We start from the raw sequence: 24,753 nt of genomic DNA on the forward strand, positions 1-24,753 counted from the left end.
CCAAGATGCGGGGCAGGGGGTTGCACTCCGGGCAAGAGCGCTGTAAAGCCCGCCTCACTTCACAGGCGAGGTTTGGGCCTTCGGGGGAGACATCCCCGCATGGTCCGCCGGTTGGGCATCTGCCCTCAATGCTTCGCCTAGGCGCAAACCGGAAAGGAATTTGGACATGGCGCTCCCTGAATTCACCATGCGTCAGCTGCTGGAAGCTGGCGTTCACTTTGGTCACCAAACGCAACGCTGGAACCCGCGCATGGCGCCGTTCATCTACGGCTCCCGCAATGGCATCCACATCTTCGACCTGACCCAGACCGTTCCGGCTCTGGACCAGGCGCTGATCGCCATCCGCGACACCGTTGCCAAAGGCGGCCGCATTCTCTTTGTTGGCACCAAGCGTCAGGCCGCTGGCCCGATCGCCCAAGCCGCTGAGAACTCCGCTCAATACTACATGAACCACCGCTGGCTGGGCGGCACGCTCACCAACTGGAAAACCGTGTCCAACTCCATCAACCGTCTGAAAGAGATCGACGAGAAGATGGCGAACGGCGCTGAAGGCCTCACCAAGAAAGAGCGCCTCGGCATGGAGCGTGACCAGGAGAAGCTGCAAGCCTCCCTCGGCGGTATCCGCGACATGGGCGGCGTGCCGGATCTGCTTTTCGTCATCGACGTGAAGAAAGAAGCCCTTGCCATCGCCGAAGCCAACAAGCTGGGCATCCCGGTCATCGGCGTCGTGGACACCAACTGCTCCCCCGACGGCGTGGACTACGTGATTCCGGGCAACGACGACGCCTCCCGCGCCATCGCGCTCTACTGCGATCTGGCCGCCCGCGCTGCCCTTGACGGCATGTCCGCCCAACTGGGCGCTGCCGGTGTGGACCTCGGCGAGCTGGTGGAAGGCCTGGAAGAAGAAGGCCTCGTTGAAGCGGCTGCCGAAGCTTCCGACGCGTAAGCGTAACAATTCTGACATCGGGCGGGGCTAAGGCTCTGCCCGATCAATCATCCCTGTTTTTGAGGAGAGCCAACATGGCAATCACCGCAGCAATGGTGAAAGACCTGCGCGAGAAAACCGGCGCGGGCATGATGGACGCGAAAAAAGCGCTCACCGAGACCGAAGGCAACATGGACGAAGCCATCGACTGGCTGCGCACCAAAGGCCTGGCGACCGCCGCCAAGAAATCCGGCCGCACCGCCGCTGAAGGCCTCGTGGCCGTGATCGTGGACGGTGGCGAAGGCGTCGCTGTCGAAGTGAACTCCGAGACCGATTTCGTGGGCAAGAACGCCGAGTTCCAGGAAATGGTCGGCAAGATCGCCACGGCCGCCCTGGGCGTGGCCGACGTCGAAGCCCTGAAGTCTGCCGACATCGGTGGCAAGACCGTTGAAAACCTGATCACCGACAAGATCGCCACCATCGGCGAGAACATGTCCCTGCGCCGCATGGCGAAGGTTTCCGGCGATCAGGTCGTGGCCTACGTGCACAACGCCGCCACCCCCTCCATGGGCAAAATCGGCGTTCTCGTGGCCCTGAAAGGCGACAACGAAGCCTTCGGCAAGCAGGTTGCGATGCACATCGCCGCCGCGAACCCGGCCTCCCTCAGCGAAGCGGATCTGGATCAGGCCATCGTCGAGAAAGAGCGTCAGGTGCAGATCGACATCGCACGGGAATCCGGCAAGCCGGAAGCCGTTATCGAGAAGATGATCGAAGGCCGGATGAAGAAATTCCTCGCCGACGTGACGCTGCTGAGCCAAGCGTTCGTGATCAACCCGGACCTGACCGTGGCCGCCGCCGCGAAAGAAGCCGGTGTGGAAGTCGTTGGTTTCGTGCGCCTCGAAGTGGGCGAAGGCATCGAGAAGAAAGAAGAAGATTTCGCTGCAGAAGTGGCCAAAGCCGCCAAGGGCTGATCGCTCTTTCAGCAGAAATTCGGATCAAGGCGCCTTCGGGCGCCTTTTTTCGTGCGCGAGGCTTGGCGGCGGCGGGCAGGGCGCGCCTAAGTTTGGGGGTGAAACTGTCGAGCGGCAAAAAGTAAAGCGGCGTGACCTGTGCAGGGGTCACGCCGCTTGTTCAATGGAGCCCCCCTTGTTGGGGATGAGGAAGGCCCATCTGGCTGCCGATAAGGCGGTCGGACTAATTACCGCCGTCTCGGCTCCGGTAAACCGGATCGCGCGGGGAAGTTTTGCCGTGTGCGAAGCGGCTGTTTCCCGGCGCTTAAGTTCCTTGGTCTGAAGACCACCACTCACGGAACATGGTCAAATTGACATGAGGACGGGATTTCAGAAAGTCAGGAATTCCATACCTTTTGGATATTTTGTTTAAAATCAGATCTCTATGACGAAAATTTGGTTGCTGAAGGAGGCTTTGAGCACCGCTTGAGCCGTTGTTTCCACGTTCAGCGCCTCGCGGGCGAGTCGCAGATGCTTCTCCACGGTGGCCGGGGTGAGCCCCATGATCTGGGCAATATCCTGCATCGTCTTGCCTTCGCCGACCCATTCCAGCGCCTCGCGTTGCCGCTTGGTGAGCGCGGGCCGGTTGCCAGTGTGGGGCAGGGTGATCAGCTTCAGGTGAGCCACGTTGTTCAACACGCTGATTTCCTGCCCTTTTTCCTCCCACAGCTCGTCCACCTCGGCCTGTGTCACGCCGGGGCTTGCCGTAAGGGCAATTGCGCCTTTGGAACGGGAAGAATCAGAGCGGAAACTGATAGTGTATCCAGCGGTGACGCCCATCTTCTGGTTGAAACCGATCACCTGCATCTCGTGATCGGTCAGCCCGCCTTGCATGGCGACCTTTTCCATCCAGCTCCAGGAACAGGGGCCGTTGTTCTCCATCGCCCAACGCACCATCGGCGCGTGGAAATACATGCCGTTGTGCACGAATTCTTCAAGATATTCGGGCCTATGGTTGGAGAGCACCAACAGATCCTGCGGATCGCCAAAGGAATGGGCCGTGCGAAACCGGGTGTAGCCGTAGATCAGCCGGTCGAACCCGTAATTGGCCATATATTCTTGATGCAGAAGCCAGGCGTCCTCAATGGTCGCCGCGTCAAGTATGGCTTCCAGCTTCTCAAGCATCAGCCCTGACTCGCTAATTTCTGGCGCAGCGCCTCGATGGCGAGCACGTAGCCATGCGCGCCGAAGCCGCAGATCACGCCAACGCAGACCTTGGAGATATAGGAGACATGGCGAAAGCTCTCGCGCGCGTGCACGTTGGAGAGATGCATCTCGATCGTGGGCAGCTCGACGGAAGCGATCGCATCCATCAGCGCGATGGAGGTGTGGGTGTAGGCACCGGCGTTCAGGATGATGCCGTCTACGCCATCGTCCTGTGCGGCGTGAATCGCATCCACCAGCGCGCCTTCATGGTTGGACTGGAAAAACCGCAGGCCAAGCGTTTCGCTCTCATGAGCCTCGCGGCACATGGCCTCGATGTCGGCGAGCGTCGTGCGGCCGTAGACCTCGGGCTGGCGGCGGCCCAAACGATTCAGGTTGGGGCCATTCAGAATCAGAAATTCCAGTTTGTTATCCGGCATTTGCTTATCGTCGTTGTTGTGCTTTGGAGCGGAAATGCTCACCCAAGGGTTACAGAAACCTGAACCGAAAGTCACGCCATCGGGTGCCAGATTGGCACTTTAACAACAAGCAACATAATACAGATTATACGCAGGCGACTATGAGAAAGCCAACACGTGCAACGACGCCCTGCCGGATGCGAAAACGGCCCGGAACGCACCGGGCCGCTAGCAGTATCAGCCGAGCGCGTAGCCCGCGCCGCGCACCGTGCGGATCGGATCGGATCCACCATTGGCCGAGAGCGCCTTGCGCAGCCGGCCGATGTGCACATCTACCGTGCGCGTGTCGACATAGATGTCCCGGCCCCAGACACGATCCAGAAGCTGATCGCGGCTCCAGACCCGGCCCGGCTTTTCCATGAAGGTCGAGAGCAGCCGGAATTCGGTTGGCCCGAGCTTCAGGAGATGCTCATTGCGAAACACTTTATGCGTTTCGGAATCCAGTACGATGTCTTCGTATTCCAGCCGCGCGCCAACAGTTGCGGGCCGCGTACGGCGCAGCTGCGTGCGCACGCGCGCCATCAGCTCCACCACGGAATACGGTTTCACAACGTAGTCATCCGCGCCGGTTTCCAGCCCACGCACCCGGTCCACCTCCTCGGAGCGTGCCGAGAGCATGATGATCGGAATGGCGCGCGTTTCGGCGCGGGTTTTCAGACGACGGCAGATCTCGATGCCCGAGACATTGGGCAGCATCCAATCCAGCAGGATCAGATCCGGCACCTCCTCATCGACGAGCAGCAAGGCCTCTTCGCCGTTTTCGGCGCGGCTCACCTGATAGCCCTCGGCTTCCAAGTTATAGGCCAGCACCTCGCGCTGCGCGGGCTCGTCCTCCACCACCAGAACGGCGGGATGATCGACAGACATCGCCCCTTACCCCTCGGTGCGCTCGTAAGAGGTGGAATCGGCCTTCGGGCGGGCCTCTTCCGGCGTGTCGCCGGTGACGAGGTAGATCACCTGATCGGCGATCGACGTGGCGTGGTCGCCTGCCCGCTCGATGTTCTTGGCGATGAAATGCAGGTGCATGCAGGCGGTGATGTTGCGCGGATCTTCCATCATGAAGGTCAGGAATTCGCGGAACAGCGCGTTGTACATCTGGTCCACGTCGTGATCGCGGTTGCGCACGTCCAGCGCCAGATCGGCGTCGCGCTGGATATAGGCATCCAGCACGTCCTTCAGCATCAGCTCCACTTCGCGCGCCATGCGGCGGATCGCGCCGGAGGTGCCCTCGATCGGCGACAGATGCACCAGCACCGAGGTGCGTTTGGCGAGGTTCTTGGCGTAATCGCCGATGCGCTCAAGATTGCCGGCTATTTTCATCACCGTCAGCACCGTGCGCAGATCGCTTGCCGTGGGCTGGCGCAGGGCCAGAATGCTGGCGCATTCGTCCTGGATCTGCTCTTCCAGATCGTCGATCACCTTGTCGTTCCGGCGGACCTCGTCGGCCAGTTCCAGATCGCGGGTTTCCAGTGATTTCGCGGCGTTGGAGATCGCGACCTCCACCAGACCGCCCATCTTCATGATCATCGCCTGGATGGCTTCCAGATCGCGATCAAAGCCTTTTACGATATGTTCTTTCATCATCGTTTCTGCTCTCCGTCAGCCGATCCGGCCGGTGATGTAGCTTTCGGTGCGGGGATCTTTCGGATTGGTGAAAATCTGCCCCGTATCGCCGTATTCCACGAGGTTTCCGAGGTGGAAGAAGGCGGTTTTCTGCGACACGCGCGCGGCCTGCTGCATGGAGTGCGTCACGATCACCACCGAGAAGCGGCTGCGCAGTTCGTCGATCAGCTCTTCCACTTGGGCCGTGGCGATGGGATCGAGCGCCGAACAGGGCTCGTCCATCAGCAGCACTTCCGGCTCCGTGGCCACCGCGCGGGCGATGCAAAGCCGCTGCTGTTGACCGCCCGAAAGCCCGGTGCCCGGCGCATCGAGGCGATCCTTCACCTCGTCCCAGATCGCACCGCGACGCAAGGATTTCTCAACGATTTCATCGAGTTCAGCCTTGTTGCGGGCCAGCCCGTGAATGCGCGGCCCATAGGCGACGTTGTCGTAGATGCTTTTCGGGAAGGGGTTTGGCTTCTGAAACACCATGCCCACTTTCGCGCGCAGTTGCACCGGGTCCACCTTGGGGTGGTAGATGTCTTCGCCATCGAGCTGGATCTCGCCCGTCACGCGGCAGATGTCGATCGTGTCGTTCATCCGGTTCAGCGTGCGCAGGAAGGTGGATTTCCCGCAGCCGGAGGGGCCGATGAAGGCCGTCACCGTCTTGTCGAGGATGTCGATGTTCACATCCTTGATGGCATGGGTGTCACCGTAGTGAACCTGCACGTCCTTGGCGGTGATTTTCAGCTCTTTGTTGTCCACGGCGCGTTCCACCCGTCTCATATCATTCATGTCATTGCCCCCTTACCAGCGGCGTTCGAACCGGCGGCGCAGGATGATCGCCAGCGTGTTCATGGATACCAGGAAAATCAAGAGCACGATGATCGCGCCCGAGGCCCGTTCGACAAAGGCCGGGTCCGCCCGTTGTGTCCAGTTGAAGACCTGCACAGGCAGGGCCGAGGCCGGATCGAAGAAGCCTTCCGGCGGTGCCGCCGGATATTCGCGCACGAAGGCGACCATGCCGATCAGCATGAGCGGCGCGGTTTCGCCAAGCGCCTGTGCAAGGCCGATGATGGTGCCCGTCAAGATCCCCGGAGCGGCCAGCGGCAGCACGTGGTGGAAGACAGATTGCATCTTCGAGGCCCCTACCCCAAGTGCAGCATCACGGATGCTCGGCGGCACCGATTTCAGCGAGGCGCGCGTGGCGATGATGATCGTGGGAAGCGTCATCAGCGTCAGCACCAGCCCGCCCACGATGGGCGCGGATTGCGGCAAGCCCGCGAAGTTGATGAAGATCGCAAGGCCGAGGATGCCGAAGACGATGGAAGGAACAGCCGCGAGGTTGGAGATATTCACCTCGATCAGATCGGTGAACCAGTTCTTCGGCGCAAATTCCTCAAGGTAAATCGAGGCCGCCACGCCGATGGGCAGCGCCAGCACCAGTACGATGATCATCATGTAGAAAGAGCCGATGATCGCCACGCCGATCCCGGCGGCTTCGGGGCGGTTCTCCGAGGCGTCGGCCTTGGTGATGAAGCCCCAGTTGAAGGTGGTGGCCAGCGCCCCGCCTTCTTTCAGCGCATCGGCTAGCATCAGCTGCTGCGGGCTCACGTTGCTGTCGAGCTCCGCACTCTCCATCGTCACGCGGCCCTTGTAGTAGCCATCGATCCTGCCAGAGGCGAGGAACTTGAAATCCACCGTTTCGCCGATCTGGTCGGGGTTGGCGATCACGAAGCGGCGCAGATCGGCCGCCGCTTCCTTGGAGATCAGCGCGCCGGCGTCCTTGGCCGAAAGCCCTTCAATCACGATGCCAAGCCGCTCCATCTCGCCTTCCATCGCCGCCTTGATCAGCGGGTCATAGCCGAAGGTGGAAACCTTCTTGATCTCCTCGATGTCGCGGTTGCCGTTCTTGTCGAGCTTGGCCGGATCCAGATAGACCGGCAGGTCGATGAAGGTCTGCCGGAACGAGGGCAGGCCCTGCCCGAGGATCGACACCAGCAGCATGATCAGCGCCAGAAGGCCGATCAGGATCGCGGTGAGCCCATAGGCGCGGAAGCGCTTCTCGGCGGCGTTGCGTTTGCGGGTGGTGGCGTCGAGCTCGTAGAGCGACTTGCGCGGCGCGGCGGGCACCTGTGCGGTTGCGTCGGTCATTCGTACTGCTCCCGATATTTGCGCACGATATAAAGCGCCAGGACGTTCAGCCCCAGCGTGATCACGAAGAGGGTCAGGCCAAGGGCGAAGGCCACCAGCGTTTCCGGCGAGGCGAAATCGGTGTCCCCGGTGAGCTGGGAGACGATCTTCACCGTCACCGTTGTCATGGCTTCAAAGGGGTTCACCACGGCGCCAAGTCCTTGGTTGAACTGGGCGGCCGCCGCCCCTGCCCCGAGCACCACGATCATGGTTTCGCCAATGGCGCGCGAGGCGGCCAGCAGCACCGCGCCCACTACGCCCGGAAGCGCGGCGGGCAGCACCACCTGCTTGATCGTCTCGCTCTGCGTCGCGCCAAGCCCGTAAGAGCCATCGCGCATCGCCTGCGGCACGGCGTTGATGATGTCGTCCGACAGCGAAGAGACGAAGGGGATCAGCATGATCCCCATCACGAGGCCCGCCGTCATCACCGAGGAGGACGAATTGCCAAGCCCCAGCGGGCTGGCGATGGCGTCGCGCAGCAGCGGGCCGACGGTGATCAGGGCGAAAAGGCCGTAAACAATCGTCGGGATGCCAGCGAGGATCTCGATCATCGGCTTGGCCACGGCGCGCAGTTTCGGCCCGGCGTATTCCGACAGGTAGATGGCGGCGAAAAGCCCGACGGGCACCGCCACGAGCAGCGCCACCAGCGAGATATAGAGCGTGCCCCACAGGAGCGGCAGCATGCCAAGCTCGGAGTTGCCACGGAAATCCGGGGCCCAGTTCACGCCGAAGAAAAACTCGCGCCAGGAGTATTGTTCGAAGAAATTGGCCGTCTCAAAGAGCATCGACAGCACGATGCCCAGCGTCGTAAGGATCGCGATGGAGGAGGCGAGGATCAGCAGGATCTTGATGCCGTTTTCCACCACATTGCGGGCGCGGAAATCCTTGTCCGTCTTGCGCAGGGCGTAGAACAGGCCGGCCACAGCGATCAGCAGCACGATCCCGGTGAGGATCGTGCCGGAGGTTGCGGCCATGGCGCGGTAGGCCTGCGCGGCCTGAAGCACGTCAGGCGTAATGTCGCTCGTCACGATCATGCCGGCGGCTTTCAGGGTGGCGGTGACCTCGGCCGGATCGGCCTCCGGAGAAAGCGCTGTGGCGGCGTCCATCGCGCCGCTGTTCACGGCGGTGGTGATGCCGCTTGCGGTGCGGCGCACCTCGGCCATGACGAGGCTCATGTTGGAGCCCTCGGCAATCGCCGCTTCGTCAAAACTGGCAGCCACGCGGCTTTCGATCAGGTTCGGCGCCACAAGCAACCAGGCCGCCATCACCAGCAAAGCCGGGACAACCGTCATCATGACAGCGTTCCAGCCGTAGTAGTTGGGCAGCGAATGAAGCTTGCGGGTGTCGCCCTCCGCTGAGCCAAGCGCACGCGCGCGCCCGACGATATATCCGATCAGCCCCAGGCCCAGGACGATCAGGACGATCCACAGCAATGGCATCGATTTCCCCTTTGAAACAGTTTGGCACGGGCTTGGCCCTGCCGCGGGTCTGGCGCGGGATGCGCCTCGTCTTCTTTCGCGCGCCCTTTAGCAGACGCGAACGGGGAGGCAAACACTGCCCCCCCGCCTAAGTGATATTGGCAGAGGCTTACATGCCCTCGGCCATGGTTTTCTCTTCGGAGATGGCAGCCTGCGTGGCGGCCAGTTCCGGGTCAGCCACGAGGCCGTAAGCGGCCAGCGGGCCGTCCGGGCCAGCGATCTCGTCAGCCACGAAGAACTCGGCGAATTCTTTCAGGCCGGGGATCACGCCGATGTGGGCTTTCTTGATGTAGAAGAACAGCGGGCGCGACACCGGGTATTCGCCGGTGGAGATCGACTCGGTGGAAGGCACCACGCCGGACATGGTGGCGACCTTCAGCTTGTCGGTGTTGTTTTCGTAGAAAGCGAGGCCGAAGATGCCCACGCCGTTCGGGTTGGCGTCGATGCGGGCCAGCGTCTCGGTGTAGTCGCCGTCGATGTCCACGGATTTGCCGTCGGTGCGCAGGGACATGCAGGCGCTTTCGGCGTCGTCTTCGCTCATGCCACCATCGATCATGGCCTGCAGGGCGCCGGTTTCTTCACAGCCCACGAGGATCACTTTTTCCTCGAAGACTTCACGGGTGCCGTGCTTGGTGCCCGGAGGGAAAGCGATGATGTCAACGGCCGGCAGTTCGGCGTTGAAATCAGCCCACTGCTGGTAGGGGTTGTCCACGATCGCGCCGTCCACGAGCACTTTGTCGGAGAGGGCGTTGAAGATGTCGGCCGGCTCGAAAGCGGTGAACTCGGGGCCAGCGGATTGGGAGGCGAAGACGATGCCATCATAGCCGATGCGGACTTCGATGATGTCGGTCACGCCGGCTTCGGCACAGGCCTTGATCTCTTTTTCGCGGATCGCGCGGGAGGCGTTCGCGATGTCGATGGTGTTTTCGCCCACGCCTTCGCAGAAGCGCTTCAGGCCAGCGGAGGAGCCACCGGATTCAACAACCGGGGTCGGGAAATCGAAGTTCTCGCCAAAGGCTTCGGCCACGATGGAGGCGTAGGGCAGAACGGTGGAGGAACCGGCGACCTGCACGTTGTCACGGGCGGCGGCGGCAGTTGCGGAAACGGCAGCGATCGCCAGCGTGGAGGCGGTCAGTTTCACGAAGGACATATGGTTTGCTCCTGGTTGTCACACAGTGGACCACTGTTGGCGCGGTCTCGGGGCACGATCTATGGGCGTTCGTTAAGCCTTTTGTGACAGGCAGGTAACAGTTTCATGACACCACGCGGTGACGTCGGGGAAAATCGCGAAATCTTCGCAAAACATGAAGAAATTCAGCCCCGCGCGGCGGGAAGAATAACGCTGAATGTGGTGCCCTGCCCCTCTTGCGACGCAATTTTAAGCCGCCCGCGGTGGCGATTCACGATGTGTTTTACAATCGCCAGCCCCAGCCCGGTGCCGCCCATCTCGCGCGAGCGGTGGCTGTCCACCCGGTAAAAGCGCTCCGTCAGGCGCGGGATGTGGATCGGATCGATCCCCTCGCCCTCATCGATCACATCCACCCGCGCCGCCGGGCCACGCAACATCGGCTCCATCTCCTGACGACTGACGCGCACCGTCACGGTGCGATTGCGGCCGCCGTATTTGATCGCGTTTTCAAACAGGTTGGTGAACACCTGCTGCAGTTGATCCGCATCACCGGGCACGATCACCGGGCCGTCAATGCCTTCAATCACTACGGCCACACCCGCATCTTCGGCCTGTGGCCGCAGCGCCTGCCGCGCGCTGGCAAGGCAATTGCCAAGATCCACCGGATCGCCGGGCCGCATCCGCTCCTCGCTCTCCACGCGCGAGAGCGACAAGAGATCCTTCACCAGCCGCGTCATGCGGTGGGTTTCCTTCTCCATGATGCCCAGAAAGCGCTCCCGTGCGGCCTCGTCGTTCTTCGCAGGGCCCCGCAGCGTTTCGATGAATCCGATCAGCGCGGTGAGTGGCGTGCGCAACTCGTGGCTGACGTTGGCCACGAAATCCCGGCGGATCTGGCTGGATTCCTCCACATGGGTGATGTCCTCGAAGCTCAGCAGGATCCCTGGCCCCGCCTCAAGCGCGATTGGCGCACAGGCCACGCGGTAGGTCGTCTGCCGGCTGCCCGCTGCGCCAAGATATTGCGCGGTTTCCGTCTTGCCCGAGCGCCAGGTGCGCTCGATCGTCTCCAGCACTTCGGGCTGGCGCAGCATGGCGTGATAGGGCCTGCCTTCCAGCTTGGTGCCGAAAATCTCGGCCGCGGCGCTGTTGATCGTCAGGATACGTTCGTTTGCCCCGATCAGGACAAGCGGCATGGGCACGCCCGACAGGACGTTGGGAAGATCTTGCGGATGCATGGCTACTTTCGGCGCGCGCGGCGGCTGTTTCGGGTTGCCCCAAGTGTTAGCCGCTGCGCGCCCGTCTTGTAAATTGCCTGCTTTACTGCGCGGCTTCCAGCGCTTCGCGGAACTCCGCAATCAGCAGCTCAATCGGTTCCACACCCACGGAGACACGGAAGAAACCTTCGCTAATTCCGAGACTTGCGCGATCTTCTTCACTCAAGGCGCGGTGTGAAGAGGATGGCGGATGCGAGAGCGTCGTGCCGATGTCGCCCAGAGTGGGGGCAAAGGCGATGTGCTCTGCGGCGGCGACAAAGGCGTTGGTCTGTGCCCGTCCGCCCTTGATCTCGAAAGAGACCATATTGCCCCCGCGCCCGCCCAGAAGGCCGATGGCGCGGTTGTGATCGGGGTGATCGGGGCGCGTCGGATAGAGCACACGGGTGACGCCGGGCATCTCGGCCAAAGCATCCGCCAGCGCGGCGGCATTGGATTCGGCGCGGTCAAAGCGCAGATCAAAAGAATAGAGCCCACGCTCCCCCAGCCAGCAGTCAAAGGGGCTTGCCGTGAAACCAAACGTCACCGCCAGATCGTAGATCTTCTTGCGATCGGCCGGATCTTTCGCGGCCACATAGCCCAGCGTCACGTCCGAGTGGCCGGCGAGAAGCTTGGTTACGGAATGGATCACCACGTCAGCGCCGTGATCAAACGGGCGATAGGCGCGCGGGGTGGTGAAGGTGTTGTCCACGACGACCTTCACCCCGTGCTCCTTGGCCAGAGCAATCAGCCCCGCCATTTCGGCTACGCGCAGCGTGGGGTTGGAGACGACCTCGAGCAGGATCAGTTTGGTGTTCGGGCGCAGCGCGGCGCGGAAGCTTTCCACGTCGGTCGGATCAGCAAAAGTGGTTTGAATGCCGAACCTTGGCAGGTCTTCTTTCAGCATCCGCAGGGAGCGGCCATAGAGCTGGTTGCCCGCCACCACGTGATCGCCAGCGTTCAGCAGCGCCATCATACAGGCGCCCACGGCGCCCATGCCAGAGGAAAGCATGATGCCGCCCTCCGCCCCCTCCAGCGCGTCGATGGCTTGTGCCAACACTTCGGCGTTGGGGTGGCCTTCGCGCGCATAGGAAAACCCCTTGGTGCGGCCTTCGTATTGATCGTCCAGCGCGTCGGGCGTTTCGGCCACGTAGACAACGGATGGCTGCAGAGGCGTGCCAAGCGCGCGGCTGCGGCTTTCAGGCCAGCCCATGCGGCGCACGACGGTGCGAGGATCTTTCATTCGCCTACCTTTTCAAGGGCTTGCCGGAAGCGGCGCATGTTGTTTTGATAGTTCAGAGCGCTTGCGGTGAGCATCTGGATCGTGCGCTCGTCCAACTGGCGCACCACTTTGCCCGGCGCGCCCATCACAAGGCTGCGATCCGGGATCTCTTTTCCTTCGGTGATCAACGCCCCGGCTCCGATCAGGCAATTCGCGCCGATCTTCGCGCCGTTCAGCACCGTCGCCCCCATGCCGATGAGGGAGTTGTCGCCGATCACGCAGCCGTGCAGCATCGCTTTATGGCCGATGGTGCAATTGGTGCCGATGGTGAGCGGAAAGCCCATGTCGGTGTGCAGCACGCAGTTCTCCTGAATGTTGCTGCCCGCACCCACGGTGATGCGCTCATTGTCGCCGCGAAGGGTGCTGCCAAACCAGACAGACGCGCCGCTTTCCAGCGTGATCTTCCCGATCAGATTGGCATCGGGCGAAACCCAGAAATCCCCGTCTTCCGGGAGGGTTGGCGCAATGCCTTCAAGTGCATAGAGGGTCATTTCGTCTCCTCGAACTCGGCCTGAAGCGCGCGCACGCGGGCCTGCAGCGCGGGCTGCTGTTCGCGGCGCATCCGCTCGGCGGTGATGATGGTTTTCAGATCGGCTTCGGTGCGGTCCAGATCGTCGTTGATCAGCACGTAATCGTAGGCACCCCAGTGGCTGATCTCGTCCCAGCTCTTCTGCATACGCTTGGCGATCACCTCTTCGCTGTCCTGCCCCCGGCTCACGAGTCTGCGGTGCAGCTCCTTGATCGAGGGCGGCAGGATGAAGATCGAGAGCGCGTGTTTGCCCAAATCGGAGTTGCGGATCTGCTGCTCGCCCTGCCAGTCGACGTCAAACAGCACATCCTGCCCGCTTTCGATGGTGGCTTTCACCGGGCCGGCGGGCGAGCCGTAGAAATTGCCGAAGACATGGGCGTGCTCCAGCATTTCGCCCTCGGCCACCTGCGCCTTGAAGGCCTCTTCGGTGAGGAAGAAATACTCCCGTCCATGCTCCTCGCCGGGGCGCGGGGCGCGGGTGGTGGCGGAAATCGAGAAGCGCAGCCCTGCGTCCCATTCCATCAGCCGGCGGGCCAGCGTGGATTTACCCGCGCCCGAAGGCGAGGACAGGATGATCAAGAGGCCACGACGATCCGACATTTTCACTCCACGTTCTGTACTTGCTCGCGCATCTGATCAATGACCGCCTTGAGGTCAAGCCCGATGGCGGTGAGCGCGGCGGATTGCGCCTTGGAACAGAGCGTATTGGCCTCGCGGTTGAACTCTTGCATCAGGAAGTCTAGCTTGCGCCCGGAAGGCGCTTCCTGCGCCAGCAGCGCGCGAGCGGTGCCAACATGGGCGTGCAGGCGATCGATCTCCTCCGTCACGTCGCTTTTCACCGCGATCAGGGCCAGTTCCTGCGCGACACGGTCCGGATCCACCTCTTCGGTATTTTCCAGCACTTTCTGCAGGTTGGCGCGCAGAGTTTCAGCGGTTTTCTCGCGCCGGGCCTCAGCTTCGCTGGCAGCTGCGCGGGTCAGGCTTTCCACCTGAGCGATCTGTCCGTCCAGCACCTGCGCCAAGGCCCCACCTTCCTTGCCGCGGGAGTCGAGGAAGCTTTCCAGCACCGGCGTGAAATCTTTCAGCAGCAGCGCTGCGAGGGCCTCGGGGTCGGCCTCCGGCGCGCTGGCCTCGGAGATGCCTTTTACGCTCAAGATGTCGGTGGCCCGGCTCTGGGCCAGAACCAGCCCGAGCGCGGCGGCGCGGGCTTCGACATGGGCAATGGCCTCAAGCGTGCGGCTCAGGATTTCCTCGTTGATCGAAAGGCTTGCCTCACCTTCTTCACGTTGTATGCGCAGCGAAACCGAAATGTTACCGCGCGCGACCCTCTTGGAAATTGCGGCCTTCAACCCCTGTTCCAGCCCGCTGATCCAATCCGGCACCCGGCAGCGCACATCCAGCCCGCGCGCGTTGACGGAGCGGATGTCCCAGCTCCAGCCAAAGCCGAGCCCCTGCCCCGTGCCCGAGGCAAAGCCTGTCATCGAGTTGAGCGTCGAAGCGTTAACCATGTCCCTCTTTCTCATCTCAAATTTGAATGAAAACCGCTGTATTAACACTTCGGTAATCTTGGTGTGCCTATGGTTAACAGTGCGTCACCAAACAGACAATCCGGCCATGGCCTGCCTTTCGCGCTTTAGCGGGGCAGCGGCGTGGAGGGAGCAACCGTTCAAGGAGGCGCAGCACATGGGACCAACCGGCAATCTCATCCGTTTGCCGTTCAGCCAGGGCGGACAGTCGATGCATTTCGCGAGCTGCGCGCATGTGGAAGCGCTCTGGTGGGCGCTGCGGCGCAACGGGGCCCCGCCCACACGGCGCAGCATCACCGCCGCCCGACTGGCCGAGGCGCTGCCCCATGCCTTCATTCTGGAAGCCCAGGGCAACGAGGGGTTGCGGTTCCGGCTGGTGGGATCGAGCTTGCTGGATGCTGCGGGGATCGATCTGACGACGATGCCGTTCACGTCGCTCTTCTGTGACAGCTGGTTTGGCACCGCCAAGGCGCTCTGCCGCACCGCGCTGGCAGAAAGCGCGACGCTGCAGATGAAGGTCTGCACCCAGAGCGGGGCCTGGGGGCAGATCGTGCTTTTGCCGCTGAGCGATCCGCGCCGTCGCCTGCTGTTGGGCTGCCTTGAGATGGCGCATCCCTCGGCACTGCTGCTGAACGCGCTGACGATTGAAGCCAGCGGCTTTACCCGCGATCCGGACGCGCGCCTGCATCAGGCTGCGAAGCCTGCCGCGCCCATCGCGTCCAAACAGGGAGCAATCAGCGGGCTGGCCGAAGCCCCTGCCCCCTTTGCCCCTGCCCCTGCGCTTATGCCGCAGGAAGAAGGGCCAGAAAAAAGGCCGGACGCAGCGCGCCCGGCCCTTAAGCTTATTTCGTCGAACGACTAAGCGATCAGCCTGCAGCAACCTGCCGCTGGCCATCGCCCGCGCCTAGTTCTTCGGCCACGAGGAAGGCCAGTTCCAGCGATTGGCTGGCGTTCAGGCGCGGATCGCAGGCGGTGTGGTAGCGGTCGGAGAGATCCTCGTCCGTCACCGCGCGCACGCCGCCAGTGCATTCGGTCACGTCCTGGCCTGTCATCTCGAAATGCACGCCGCCCGGCACGGTGCCTTCGGCGCGGTGGATCGCGAAGAACTCCTGCACCTCGCGCAGCACGCTCTCGAAGGGGCGCGTCTTGTAGCCGGTGGAGGATTTGATCGTGTTGCCATGCATCGGGTCACAGGACCAGACCACGTTCGCGCCCTCTTCCCGCACCGTCTGGATCAGGCGCGGCAGGTGATCAGCCACGCTGCCAGCTCCGAAGCGCGCGATCAGCGTGAGGCGGCCGGCCTCGTTTTGCGGGTTCAGCTTGGCCATCAGCACCTTGAGATCCTCGCCGGTGGTGGTGGGGCCGCATTTCAGGCCGATGGGGTTCTGCACGCCGGACGCGAACTCCACATGCGCGCCATCGGGCTGACGGGTGCGGTCGCCGATCCAGATCATGTGGCCGGAGCCAGCCACCGGCTTGCCGGAGGTGGAATCGATGCGGCAGAGCGCCTCTTCGTATTCCAGCAGCAGGGCCTCGTGGCTGGTGTAGAAATCCACCGTCTGCAGCGTGTGGGCGCGCTCGCTGTCCACACCGGCGGCCTTCATGAAGTCCAGCGTGTCGGTGATGCGGCGGGCCATATCCGAGTAGCGTTCGGTTTCGGCGCGGTCGGTGAAGCCCAGCGTCCAGGCGTGAACCTGGTGCACATCGGCGTAGCCGCCCTGGCTGAAGGCGCGCAGCAGGTTCAGCGTGGCCGCAGACTGCGTGTAGGCCTGCAGCATCTTGCCCGGGTTCGGAATGCGCGATTCCGGGGTGAAATCCAACTCGTTGATGATGTCGCCACGGTAGCTGGGCAGCTCCACGCCGCCTTTCATTTCCGTCGGGGCAGAGCGCGGCTTGGCGAATTGGCCGGCCATGCGGCCCACTTTCACCACCGGCACTTTCGCGCCGTAGGTCAGCACCATGGCCATCTGCAGCATCACCTTGAAGGTGTCGCGGATGTTGTCGGCGGAAAATTCGGCAAAGCTTTCAGCACAATCGCCGCCCTGCAGCAGGAAGGCTTCCCCGCGCGAGACCTTGGCCAGTTGCGCCTTCAGCTTGCGCGTTTCCCCGGCAAAGACGAGCGGCGGATACTTGGCAAGCTGAGCCTCAACGGCGTTCAGCGCGGCCTCGTCCGTATACTCAGGCATCTGGATCCGCGGTTTGGTCCGCCAGCCAGATTTTACCCAATCAGTCATCGTCTTTGCTCCGATAATGTTAGCGTTAATGCAAGGCGGGGTTATAGGCAGGTTTTTCAGCGGTGCCAACCGCCCAGGGCGCGCAAAAATGCCTCGCGCCGCGTGCCTGAAAATCGGGCGGCACCCTTGATGCAGGTTCCGAATCCTGTTTCGGTGGATCAACACCAATCGAAGGCCTGCCGCATGGATGCTATCCGCCCGCTGATCGATCTGCCGAAAGTCCCCGAGAAGCCGCGGCGCTTCGTCTTTGTTCTGCTTGATAAATTCACGATGCTCTGCTTCGCCTGCGCGATCGAGCCTTTGCGCATTGCCAACCGCGTTTCGGGCCAGAAGCTCTATGACTGGGTGCTCGCCGGAGAGGGTGGCGAGATGATCTATTGCTCCAACGGCGCGGGCTTCAAACTGGACATGGGGCTCGATGAAACCCGGCGCGACGATGTGCTTCTCGTCTGTGGTGGGGTTGAAGTGGCCGAGTCTTCCACCAAGCCCGTGCTGAACTGGCTGCGCCGCGAAGCGCGCCGGGGCGTGGTGATGGGCGGGCTTTGCACCGCCGCCTATACGCTGGCCAAGGCCGGTTTGCTTGACGGCAAGAAAGCCACCATCCACTGGGAGAACGCCGACAGTTTTTCCGAGGAATTCGACGAGGTGGAGCTGACCAAGAGCGTGTTCGTGATGCAGGGCAACCGCTACACCACGGCCGGGGGCACCTCCTCCATCGATCTGCTTCTGAAGATCATCGCCGATGATCACGGCGAGGAACTGGCGAGCGTGGTGGCCGATCAGTTGATCTATTCCGCCATTCGCACCGATCAGGACACGCAGCGGCTGTCGATCCCTTCGCGCATCGGCGTGCGGCACCCAAAGCTTTCGCAGGTGATCCAGATGATGGAGCAAAACCTCGAAGAGCCGATCAGCCCCTCGATCCTTGCCAAGGATGTGGGTATGTCCACCCGGCAGCTGGAGCGGCTGTTCCGCCGTTACCTGAACCGCTCGCCCAAGCGCTATTACATGGAGCTGCGCCTGCAAAAGGCGCGTAACCTGCTGATGCAGACGGATATGAGCGTGATCAACGTGGCGCTGGCCTGCGGCTTCACCAGCCCCTCGCATTTCTCCAAATGCTACCGGACCCATTACAACACCACGCCCTACCGCGAGCGCGGCACCCACGCGACGCGGCTGTCGATCTAGCCGGGCAGCATCCGGTAGGCCGTATCGCGCCCTTCCGACAGGAACCAGATGCTGCCATCCGGCGCTTCACGCACATCGCGCACGCGGCGGGTTTCGCCGGATTTGATTTGCGCCGCTTCCGTGAGATTCGCGCCGGAGAGCCTTGAGATATAATCGAATTTCAGTGATCCGATAAACACCTGCCCGCGCCACTCCGGCCAGAGCTTGCCGGAGTAGATCATCATCCCCGAAGGCGCCATAGAGGGATCCCAGAAGTGCTCGGGCTGCGCCATGCCCTCGCGCGCGGTTCCTTCGCCGATCTTGCGGCCCGAGTAATGCACCCCGTAGGAAATCACCGGCCAGCCGTAGTTGACGCCTTTCTCAATCCGGTTCACCTCATCGCCGCCCTTAGCTCCGTGTTCTACGGCCCAGAGCTGGCCGTCAGGGGCCATCGCCATGCCCTGCGGGTTGCGGTGACCGTAGCTCCAGATCTCCGGCAGTGCTCCGGCACGGTTCAGGAAGGGGTTGCCGGGCGCGGGTTGGCCGTCGCGCGTGAGGCGCAGGATCTTGCCATGGTGGCTGCCCAGATCCTGTGCGCGGGCGTCCTCGCCGCGATCGCCGATGCAGAGAAACAGCGTGCCATCACCGGCCTCCACCACGCGGGAGCCGAAATGACGCGAACCGGACCCGCTTTCGGCCATCTCGAACAGCAGGCGGAACTCGGAGAACTCCGTGCCATCGGGCGAGAGCCTCCCTGCGCCGAGGGCCGTGCCCGTGCCGCCGCCCGCGAGCCGCTTGGAATAGGTCATCCAGACGGTGCGGCTCTGGGCGAAATCGCGCGCCACGACGAGATCCATATAGCCGCCCTGCCCGTTCGTGACGGCCTCGGGCACGCCGGAAAGCGCTGTCTTGCGGCCATCGGTGGCGACATGCAGTACACCGCTGTTGCGCTCGGAGATCAGCAGCGCGCCGTCGGGCAGGAAAGCCAGCGCGAAGGGCGTATCCAGCCCGCGTATCATGGGCGTGAGCGCGAGGGCGGCATGCGCAGGCCGGGCCTTGAAAACGAGAGGCGCGGCTAGGCCGGTGGTGAGGCCTGTGGTGAGAAAGCGGCGGCGGCTCAGGGGCATGGGATCTCCTTTCGTTGCCCTTCCAGATAGGCATTTCGCGCGGCCAAACCAGCCACAGCCCCCCAAGCTGGCGCAGATGTGAGCTTGCCAGGAAGTTTGCCTGCCGCCGCTTGCGCTAACAGCGCGCTTCGCTGTGCAAAACCAAGACGTTTCGCTCTTTTCATTCCCGAAACACCTGCCTAATCTGCGGGCACAACACGGATGGCAAACCATCTGTTCAACTTGGGAGACCCTTATGAAAAAGCTTCTTCTGGCCACCACGGCGGCCGGCCTCGTTGCCGCTGGTGCGGCTTCTGCCGAAGATGTGAAACTCGGCGTTATTCTCGGCTTCACCGGCCCGATTGAATCGCTGACCCCGGCAATGGCCGCAGGCGCCGAACTGGCGATGGCCGAAGTGACCGAGAGCGGCAAGTTCATGGACGGCGGCAAGGTCGAGCCCGTGCGCGCTGACTCCACCTGCGTGGACGCTGGCGCTGCTGCGGCCGCTGCCGAACGTCTGATCACCGCCGATGGCGTGAAGGGCATCATGGGCGCAGACTGCTCCGGCGTGACCGGCGCCGTTCTGGCCAACGTGGCCGTGCCCAACGGCATCGTGATGATTTCGCCCTCCGCCACCTCGCCCGCCCTGTCGGATGCCGAGGACAACGGCCTGTTCTTCCGCACCGCGCCCTCTGATGCGCGTCAGGGCCAGGTGCTGGCCGATGTGCTGAAAGAAAAAGGCATCATGAGCGTTGCGGTGACCTACACCAACAACGACTACGGCAAGGGCCTTGCCGACAGCTTCACCGCGGCCTTCGAGGCCGTGGGTGGCTCTGTGACCGGCACCACGGCGCATGAAGACGGCAAAGCCGACTACTCTGCCGAAGTGGGCGCACTGGCCTCTGCCGGTGGCGACGCGCTCGTCGTGGCGGGCTATGTGGACCAAGGCGGCCCCGGCGTGATCCGCGCCGCGCTCGACTCCGGCGCGTTTGATACCTTCGTGCTGCCCGACGGCATGATCGGCGCTGCGCTGGAAGAGACCTTCGGCGATGAGATCGACGGCTCCATCGGCACCGTGCCGGGCACCGAATCTGAGGGCGCCGGCATCATGATGAAGATGATCGAAGCCGCTGGTATCGAAAACGGCGATGGCCCCTACGTGGGCGAGAGCTACGACGCCGCCGCGCTGATCATGCTCGCCATGCAGGCCGCCGGCTCCACCGATGCCTCCGCCTACAAGGAGAAGATCATGGACGTCGCCAACGCACCGGGCGAGCAGATCTTCCCGGGCGAGCTGGCCAAGGCGCTTGAAATCCTTGCCGCTGGCGGGGAGATCGACTACGTGGGCGCGACGGCCGTTGAGCTGATCGGTGGCGGCGAAGCCGCTGGCGGTTACCGCGAGCTGGAGATGAAGGGTGGCGAGCTGACCACGGTCCAGTACCGCTGATCCGCATCACTTGAGGAAACCGAAAGCAGCCCGGACATGGTTCCGGGCTGTTTTCCATAGAGGGGCTTAGAGGTGAAAACACCCGGGCCGCTGACGGGGGAACGCAAATGATCGTCGTTGAGGACGTTCACAAGCACTTCGGGGGGTTTCACGCCGTGGACGGCGCGACGCTCACCATCGAAAAGGGCTCCATCACCGGGCTGATTGGCCCGAATGGCGCCGGAAAAACCACTCTTTTCAACGTGATCGCCGGGGTTCTTGAACCCACGTCCGGCCGCGTGACGATGGACGGCGAGGACATCACCGGCCTGCCGCCGCATGTGCTGTTTCATAAGGGGCTCCTGCGCACTTTCCAGATCGCCCATGAGTTTTCGTCGATGACGTGTCGGGAAAACCTGATGATGGTGCCCGGCGCGCAATCGGGTGAGACGCTATGGAACACATGGTTTGGCCGCAAACGGATCGCCGATGAAGAACGCGCGCTGCGGGCCAAGGCCGATGAGGTGCTGGAGTTCCTCACCATCAGCCATATCGCCGATCTGAAGGCGGGGCAGATTTCGGGCGGGCAGAAGAAACTTCTGGAACTGGGCCGCACGATGATGGTGGACGCCAAGATCGTGTTTCTGGACGAGGTGGGCGCGGGCGTGAACCGTACCCTGCTTTACACGATTGCCGACGCGATCAAGCGCCTGAACGAGGAGCGCGGCTACACTTTCGTGGTGATCGAACACGATATGGATTTCATCGAACGGCTCTGTGATCCGGTAATCTGCATGGCCGAAGGCAAGGTTCTGGCCGAGGGCACTTTGGCCGAGATCAAGGCCAACGAGCAGGTGATCGAGGCCTATCTGGGCACCGGCCTGAAGAACAAAGACAAGGTGGGCGCGTGATGGCTGTGATCCAGCGGCGCGCGCTGTCGCGCGCACAGGTTTGGTGTGCCGGGGCGCTGCCCCGGACCCCAAGATATTTCACGAACAAAGTTGGGGGGCATCATGGCTGAGCCTTTCCTGATCGGTGACAGCATGACGGGCGGCTATGGCAATGGCCCCGACATTCTGCACGATTGTACCATTGCCGTGGACAAGGGCGAGATCGCGGTGATCGTCGGCCCCAATGGCGCCGGCAAATCCACCGCGATGAAGGCGGTGTTTGGCATGCTGAACATGCGCTCGGGCGCGGTGCGGCTGGATGGGGTGGATATCACCGGCCTCACCCCGCAGGCACGCGTGGCGCAGGGCATGGGCTTTGTGCCCCAGACCCAGAACATCTTCACCTCGATGACGGTGGAAGAGAACCTCGAGATGGGGGCCTTCATCCGCTCGGATGATATTTCGGGGACGATGGCGCAGGTTTACGACCTGTTTCCGATCCTGAAGGAAAAGCGCCACCAGCCGGCGGGCGAGCTTTCGGGCGGGCAGCGCCAGCAGGTGGCCGTGGGTCGCGCGCTTATGACAAAGCCCAAGGTGTTGATGCTCGATGAGCCGACGGCCGGGGTTTCGCCCATCGTTATGGACGAGCTTTTCGACCGCATCATCGAAGTGGCGCGCGCGGGCATCACCATCCTGATGGTGGAGCAGAACGCGCGTCAGGCGCTGGAGATCGCCGACAAAGGCTATGTGCTCGTGCAGGGCGCCAACCGTTTCACCGACACCGGGAAGGCCCTGCTGGCCGATCCGGAAGTCCGCCGTTCGTTCCTGGGGGGCTGAGATGGATATCCTCAATGCAATCGTGGCCCTGGCCAACTTCGTGATCGTGCCGGCCGTGGCCTATGGCAGCCAGCTGGCGCTTGGCGCGCTTGGCGTCACGCTGATCTACGGCATCCTGCGGTTTTCGAACTTCGCCCATGGTGACACCATGGCCTTTGGCACGATGGTGACGATCCTTGTGACCTGGTGGATGCAGTCCATCGGCATCAGCTTTGGCGTATTGCCGACGGCGCTTCTGGCCCTGCCCTTCGGCATTGCCGCCACGGCGCTGCTGCTTCTGGGCACCGATCGGGTGGTGTACCGCTTCTACCGAAAGCAGAAGGCGGCACCGGTGATCCTTGTAATCGTGTCGATGGGTGTGATGTTCATCATGAACGGGCTGGTGCGTTTCATCATCGGGCCGAATGACCAGCGGTTCGCCGATGGCGAGCGGTTCATCATTTCCGCGCGTAATTTCAAGGAGATGACGGGGCTTCAGGAAGGGCTTGCGATCCGCACCACGCAAGGCATTACCGTGGTAACAGCCATCGTGGTGGTGATTGCGCTGTTCTGGTTCCTCAACAAGACGCGCACCGGCAAATCCATGCGCGCCTTTTCCGACAACGAGGACCTGGCCCTTCTGTCGGGCATCAACCCGGAGCGCGTGGTGGCGGTGACATGGATCCTTGTGGCCGCGCTGGCGACCATCGCGGGCGTGCTTTACGGGCTCGACAAGAGCTTCAAGCCCTTCACCTATTTCCAGCTGCTGCTGCCGATCTTTGCCTCCGCCATCGTGGGCGGGCTGGGCAATCCTCTCGGCGCGATTGCGGGCGGCTTCGTGATCGCCTTCTCCGAAGTCACGGTGACTTACGCCTTCAAGAAGGTGCTCGTCTACCTGCTGCCGGAAAGCCTTGAGCCAGAGGGGCTCGTGCAGCTGATGAGCACGGATTACAAATTCGCCGTGAGCTTCGCGATCCTGATCATCGTGCTGCTGTTCAAGCCGACGGGGCTGTTCAAGGGGAAATCGGTATGAGCGAGATGATGAGAAACACGCTGCTGTTTGCCGCCGTTGCCGGGCTGATCGTGCTGACGGGCTTTGTGCAGAGCTGGAACTCCGCCCTGCTGATCCTCAACATGGGGCTGATCAGCGCCATCATGGCGCTGGGGGTGAACCTGCAGTGGGGCTTTGCCGGGCTGTTCAACGTCGGTGTCATGGGCTTCGTGGCGCTTGGCGGGCTGGCGACCGTGCTGGTGGCAATGCCTCCCACGCAGGAGGCCTGGGCCGCCGGTGGCCTGCGCATGATCGTGGCGCTGATCCTTGGCGCCGCGACGGTGACGGGCGCGGTTCAGGTCTATAAGCGGATGCCCAAGGGGCGCAGCCGCACGGTGGCGCTGCTGGCGATCCTCGTGGGCGGCTTCTTCATCTACCGGATGGTGTTTGACCCGGCGGCCATGGCCATCGAAGGCGTGAACCCGGCCGCAACGGGCTATCTGGGCGGGCTGAGTCTGCCGGTGCTGGTGGCCTGGCCCGTGGGTGGCTTGCTGGCGGCGGGCGCGGCCTGGCTGATCGGCAAGACGGCTTTGGGGCTGCGGTCGGACTACCTTGCCATCGCCACGCTGGGCATTGCCGAGATCATCATCGCGGTGATGAAGAACGAGGACTGGCTGGCGCGCGGCGTGAAGAACGTGATCGGGATCCCGCGCCCCGTGCCTTACGAGATCGACCTGCAACAGGATCCGGGCTTCGTGGAAAGCGCTTCGGGGCTTGGGCTCGATCCCGTCATCGCCTCGACGCTTTACGTCAAGCTTCTTTATGCTGGCCTGTTTGCTGCCGTGCTCGTGGTGCTGCTCGTCATGGCGCAACTGGCGCTGAAAAGCCCCTGGGGCCGGATGATGCGCGCGATCCGCGATAATGAAGTGGCGGCGGAGGCCATGGGCAAGGATGTCACCCGCAGGCATCTGCAAATCTTCATCCTCGGCTCCGCGATCTGCGGTATTGCTGGTGCGATGATGACGACGCTCGACGGCCAGCTGACCCCGGGCACCTACCAGCCGCTGCGCTTCACCTTTCTGATCTGGGTGATGGTGATCGTGGGCGGCTCGGGCAATAACTTCGGCGCGGTTCTGGGCGGCTTCCTGATCTGGTTCCTTTGGGTGCAGGTGGAGCCGGTCGGCATCTGGTTCATGGGGGTTCTGACCTCGGGCATGGCCGAAGACAGCGCCTTGCGCGCCCATCTGCTGGACAGTGCCGCCCATATGCGGTTGCTGACGATGGGGGTGATCCTGCTGCTGGTGCTGCGGTTCAGCCCGCGCGGGCTGATCCCTGAGCGGTAAGAGGCTTGCCGGTGAGATAGAAAGGCCCGCGCTGGAAACGGCGCGGGCCTTTTTATTCGGAGCGCTGAGCGTCTGCCCGGGCGGGTGCGGAACGCGCCCGCCGTGGGGCGGGCGGACGCGTGCCCGTCACTGGCGTGACGGGCGATCAGCTCTAAACTTCACTCTCAAAACGACACCATATGTCGCCTTCCGGCTCCCCTGCCCCCACGCCCTGCGGCACTCTGGGCCAAACACCGC

At 62.7% G+C, this 24,753-nt stretch carries 24 protein-coding genes; 9 read left to right on the top strand and 15 right to left on the bottom strand.

Translation table 11 applies throughout. The annotated features are described in order from the left end of the window. The first annotated feature begins 166 nt into the window (after window positions 1-166). A complete protein-coding gene (gene rpsB, locus KVX96_RS10250; protein ID WP_261194316.1) occupies window positions 167-946 on the top strand; it encodes a 30S ribosomal protein S2 in 780 nt (259 codons plus the stop codon). Window positions 947-1,020: 74 nt separating this feature from the next. Next, window positions 1,021-1,896 (top strand): translation elongation factor Ts, encoded by an 876-nt coding sequence (gene tsf / locus KVX96_RS10255; RefSeq protein ID WP_261194317.1) that lies wholly within the window; start codon window positions 1,021-1,023, stop codon window positions 1,894-1,896. 414 nt (window positions 1,897-2,310) lie between these two features. On the opposite strand, the gene KVX96_RS10260 is transcribed toward tsf, so the two are convergent. The 13 genes from KVX96_RS10260 to KVX96_RS10320 all read right to left on the bottom strand — a co-directional run bounded on the left by KVX96_RS10260 (window position 2,311) and on the right by KVX96_RS10320 (window position 14,525). Then, entirely contained in the window at window positions 2,311-3,060 is a 750-nt protein-coding gene (locus KVX96_RS10260; protein WP_261194318.1) for a LuxR family transcriptional regulator, read from the bottom strand. Further along, the gene (gene aroQ / locus KVX96_RS10265; protein ID WP_261194319.1) at window positions 3,060-3,518 is read right to left on the bottom strand and encodes a type II 3-dehydroquinate dehydratase; all 459 of its coding nucleotides are present in this window, start codon (window positions 3,516-3,518) and stop codon (window positions 3,060-3,062) included. The genes KVX96_RS10260 and aroQ overlap by 1 nt, the downstream gene beginning before the upstream one ends. Window positions 3,519-3,734: 216 nt before the next feature. Beyond that, window positions 3,735-4,424, bottom strand: a complete 690-nt coding sequence (phoB, locus tag KVX96_RS10270) for a phosphate regulon transcriptional regulator PhoB (RefSeq protein WP_261194320.1) — start codon at window positions 4,422-4,424, stop codon at window positions 3,735-3,737. Between the two features lie 6 nt (window positions 4,425-4,430). Further along, entirely contained in the window at window positions 4,431-5,141 is a 711-nt protein-coding gene (gene phoU / locus KVX96_RS10275) for a phosphate signaling complex protein PhoU (protein ID WP_261194321.1), read from the bottom strand. A 15-nt stretch (window positions 5,142-5,156) separates the two neighbouring features. Beyond that, window positions 5,157-5,954, bottom strand: coding sequence for a phosphate ABC transporter ATP-binding protein PstB (gene pstB, locus KVX96_RS10280; RefSeq protein ID WP_261194322.1), 798 nt, complete (start codon window positions 5,952-5,954; stop codon window positions 5,157-5,159). Between the two features lie 12 nt (window positions 5,955-5,966). Continuing rightward, window positions 5,967-7,313 (bottom strand): phosphate ABC transporter permease PstA, encoded by a 1,347-nt coding sequence (gene pstA / locus KVX96_RS10285; protein WP_261194323.1) that lies wholly within the window; start codon window positions 7,311-7,313, stop codon window positions 5,967-5,969. After that, window positions 7,310-8,791 (bottom strand): phosphate ABC transporter permease subunit PstC, encoded by a 1,482-nt coding sequence (gene pstC / locus KVX96_RS10290; RefSeq protein ID WP_261194324.1) that lies wholly within the window; start codon window positions 8,789-8,791, stop codon window positions 7,310-7,312. Before pstC ends, pstA begins: the two co-directional genes overlap by 4 nt. Window positions 8,792-8,939: 148 nt before the next feature. Then, a complete protein-coding gene (locus KVX96_RS10295; protein WP_261194325.1) occupies window positions 8,940-9,980 on the bottom strand; it encodes a substrate-binding domain-containing protein in 1,041 nt (346 codons plus the stop codon). A 164-nt stretch (window positions 9,981-10,144) separates the two neighbouring features. Then, complete coding sequence (locus KVX96_RS10300; RefSeq protein WP_261194326.1) at window positions 10,145-11,191, bottom strand: ATP-binding protein; 1,047 nt, start codon at window positions 11,189-11,191, stop codon at window positions 10,145-10,147. An 82-nt stretch (window positions 11,192-11,273) separates the two neighbouring features. Further along, window positions 11,274-12,449, bottom strand: a complete 1,176-nt coding sequence (locus tag KVX96_RS10305; RefSeq protein WP_261194327.1) for a trans-sulfuration enzyme family protein — start codon at window positions 12,447-12,449, stop codon at window positions 11,274-11,276. Further along, complete coding sequence (locus KVX96_RS10310; protein WP_261194328.1) at window positions 12,446-12,979, bottom strand: gamma carbonic anhydrase family protein; 534 nt, start codon at window positions 12,977-12,979, stop codon at window positions 12,446-12,448. The genes KVX96_RS10305 and KVX96_RS10310 overlap by 4 nt, the downstream gene beginning before the upstream one ends. Next, window positions 12,976-13,617 (bottom strand): guanylate kinase, encoded by a 642-nt coding sequence (gene gmk, locus KVX96_RS10315; protein ID WP_261194329.1) that lies wholly within the window; start codon window positions 13,615-13,617, stop codon window positions 12,976-12,978. The genes KVX96_RS10310 and gmk overlap by 4 nt, the downstream gene beginning before the upstream one ends. Before the next feature lie 2 nt (window positions 13,618-13,619). After that, window positions 13,620-14,525 (bottom strand): YicC/YloC family endoribonuclease, encoded by a 906-nt coding sequence (locus KVX96_RS10320; protein WP_261194330.1) that lies wholly within the window; start codon window positions 14,523-14,525, stop codon window positions 13,620-13,622. Here KVX96_RS10320 and KVX96_RS10325 point away from each other — a divergent pair. Continuing rightward, the gene (locus tag KVX96_RS10325; RefSeq protein ID WP_261194331.1) at window positions 14,524-15,405 is read left to right on the top strand and encodes a PAS domain-containing protein; all 882 of its coding nucleotides are present in this window, start codon (window positions 14,524-14,526) and stop codon (window positions 15,403-15,405) included. The two genes, KVX96_RS10320 and KVX96_RS10325, sit on opposite strands and share 2 nt — an antisense overlap. Window positions 15,406-15,409: 4 nt before the next feature. Here the strand turns inward: KVX96_RS10325 and KVX96_RS10330 are convergent, their stop codons facing one another. After that, a complete protein-coding gene (locus tag KVX96_RS10330) occupies window positions 15,410-16,777 on the bottom strand; it encodes a class II 3-deoxy-7-phosphoheptulonate synthase (RefSeq protein WP_261194332.1) in 1,368 nt (455 codons plus the stop codon). Window positions 16,778-16,960: 183 nt separating this feature from the next. On the opposite strand from KVX96_RS10330, the gene KVX96_RS10335 reads away from it, so the two are divergent. Next, the gene (locus KVX96_RS10335) at window positions 16,961-17,965 is read left to right on the top strand and encodes a GlxA family transcriptional regulator (RefSeq protein ID WP_261194333.1); all 1,005 of its coding nucleotides are present in this window, start codon (window positions 16,961-16,963) and stop codon (window positions 17,963-17,965) included. Here KVX96_RS10335 and KVX96_RS10340 read toward each other — a convergent pair. Then, window positions 17,962-19,071 carry a PQQ-dependent sugar dehydrogenase gene (locus KVX96_RS10340; RefSeq protein ID WP_261194334.1) on the bottom strand — a complete coding sequence of 370 codons (1,110 nt, stop codon included), beginning with the start codon at window positions 19,069-19,071 and terminating at the stop codon, window positions 17,962-17,964. The two genes, KVX96_RS10335 and KVX96_RS10340, sit on opposite strands and share 4 nt — an antisense overlap. Before the next feature lie 235 nt (window positions 19,072-19,306). On the opposite strand from KVX96_RS10340, the gene KVX96_RS10345 reads away from it, so the two are divergent. The 5 genes from KVX96_RS10345 to KVX96_RS10365 all read left to right on the top strand — a co-directional run bounded on the left by KVX96_RS10345 (window position 19,307) and on the right by KVX96_RS10365 (window position 24,516). Next, a complete protein-coding gene (locus KVX96_RS10345) occupies window positions 19,307-20,497 on the top strand; it encodes an ABC transporter substrate-binding protein (RefSeq protein WP_261194336.1) in 1,191 nt (396 codons plus the stop codon). A gap of 107 nt (window positions 20,498-20,604) precedes the next feature. Beyond that, window positions 20,605-21,387 (top strand): ABC transporter ATP-binding protein, encoded by a 783-nt coding sequence (locus tag KVX96_RS10350; RefSeq protein WP_261194337.1) that lies wholly within the window; start codon window positions 20,605-20,607, stop codon window positions 21,385-21,387. Window positions 21,388-21,489: 102 nt separating this feature from the next. After that, the gene (locus tag KVX96_RS10355) at window positions 21,490-22,203 is read left to right on the top strand and encodes an ABC transporter ATP-binding protein (RefSeq protein WP_261194339.1); all 714 of its coding nucleotides are present in this window, start codon (window positions 21,490-21,492) and stop codon (window positions 22,201-22,203) included. A 1-nt stretch (window position 22,204) separates the two neighbouring features. Then, a complete protein-coding gene (locus KVX96_RS10360; protein ID WP_261194340.1) occupies window positions 22,205-23,215 on the top strand; it encodes a branched-chain amino acid ABC transporter permease in 1,011 nt (336 codons plus the stop codon). Further along, window positions 23,212-24,516, top strand: coding sequence for a branched-chain amino acid ABC transporter permease (locus KVX96_RS10365; protein WP_261194342.1), 1,305 nt, complete (start codon window positions 23,212-23,214; stop codon window positions 24,514-24,516). Before KVX96_RS10360 ends, KVX96_RS10365 begins: the two co-directional genes overlap by 4 nt. Window positions 24,517-24,753 lie beyond the last annotated feature (237 nt).

It is taken from the genome of Pseudoruegeria sp. SHC-113 (assembly GCF_025376885.1).
In the GTDB taxonomy this organism is placed as follows: domain Bacteria; phylum Pseudomonadota; class Alphaproteobacteria; order Rhodobacterales; family Rhodobacteraceae; genus Pseudoruegeria.

Coding starts and splice junctions, on each gene's coding strand:
- rpsB (WP_261194316.1), top strand. CDS start 167: ATGGCGCTCCCTGAATTCACCATGCGTCAGCTGCTGGAAGCTGGCGTT.
- tsf (WP_261194317.1), top strand. CDS start 1,021: ATGGCAATCACCGCAGCAATGGTGAAAGACCTGCGCGAGAAAACCGGC.
- KVX96_RS10260 (WP_261194318.1), bottom strand. CDS start 3,060: ATGCTTGAGAAGCTGGAAGCCATACTTGACGCGGCGACCATTGAGGAC.
- aroQ (WP_261194319.1), bottom strand. CDS start 3,518: ATGCCGGATAACAAACTGGAATTTCTGATTCTGAATGGCCCCAACCTG.
- phoB (WP_261194320.1), bottom strand. CDS start 4,424: ATGTCTGTCGATCATCCCGCCGTTCTGGTGGTGGAGGACGAGCCCGCG.
- phoU (WP_261194321.1), bottom strand. CDS start 5,141: ATGATGAAAGAACATATCGTAAAAGGCTTTGATCGCGATCTGGAAGCC.
- pstB (WP_261194322.1), bottom strand. CDS start 5,954: ATGAATGATATGAGACGGGTGGAACGCGCCGTGGACAACAAAGAGCTG.
- pstA (WP_261194323.1), bottom strand. CDS start 7,313: ATGACCGACGCAACCGCACAGGTGCCCGCCGCGCCGCGCAAGTCGCTC.
- pstC (WP_261194324.1), bottom strand. CDS start 8,791: ATGCCATTGCTGTGGATCGTCCTGATCGTCCTGGGCCTGGGGCTGATC.
- KVX96_RS10295 (WP_261194325.1), bottom strand. CDS start 9,980: ATGTCCTTCGTGAAACTGACCGCCTCCACGCTGGCGATCGCTGCCGTT.
- KVX96_RS10300 (WP_261194326.1), bottom strand. CDS start 11,191: ATGCATCCGCAAGATCTTCCCAACGTCCTGTCGGGCGTGCCCATGCCG.
- KVX96_RS10305 (WP_261194327.1), bottom strand. CDS start 12,449: ATGAAAGATCCTCGCACCGTCGTGCGCCGCATGGGCTGGCCTGAAAGC.
- KVX96_RS10310 (WP_261194328.1), bottom strand. CDS start 12,979: ATGACCCTCTATGCACTTGAAGGCATTGCGCCAACCCTCCCGGAAGAC.
- gmk (WP_261194329.1), bottom strand. CDS start 13,617: ATGTCGGATCGTCGTGGCCTCTTGATCATCCTGTCCTCGCCTTCGGGC.
- KVX96_RS10325 (WP_261194331.1), top strand. CDS start 14,524: ATGTCCCTCTTTCTCATCTCAAATTTGAATGAAAACCGCTGTATTAAC.
- KVX96_RS10320 (WP_261194330.1), bottom strand. CDS start 14,525: ATGGTTAACGCTTCGACGCTCAACTCGATGACAGGCTTTGCCTCGGGC.
- KVX96_RS10330 (WP_261194332.1), bottom strand. CDS start 16,777: ATGACTGATTGGGTAAAATCTGGCTGGCGGACCAAACCGCGGATCCAG.
- KVX96_RS10335 (WP_261194333.1), top strand. CDS start 16,961: ATGGATGCTATCCGCCCGCTGATCGATCTGCCGAAAGTCCCCGAGAAG.
- KVX96_RS10340 (WP_261194334.1), bottom strand. CDS start 19,071: ATGCCCCTGAGCCGCCGCCGCTTTCTCACCACAGGCCTCACCACCGGC.
- KVX96_RS10345 (WP_261194336.1), top strand. CDS start 19,307: ATGAAAAAGCTTCTTCTGGCCACCACGGCGGCCGGCCTCGTTGCCGCT.
- KVX96_RS10350 (WP_261194337.1), top strand. CDS start 20,605: ATGATCGTCGTTGAGGACGTTCACAAGCACTTCGGGGGGTTTCACGCC.
- KVX96_RS10355 (WP_261194339.1), top strand. CDS start 21,490: ATGGCTGAGCCTTTCCTGATCGGTGACAGCATGACGGGCGGCTATGGC.
- KVX96_RS10360 (WP_261194340.1), top strand. CDS start 22,205: ATGGATATCCTCAATGCAATCGTGGCCCTGGCCAACTTCGTGATCGTG.
- KVX96_RS10365 (WP_261194342.1), top strand. CDS start 23,212: ATGAGCGAGATGATGAGAAACACGCTGCTGTTTGCCGCCGTTGCCGGG.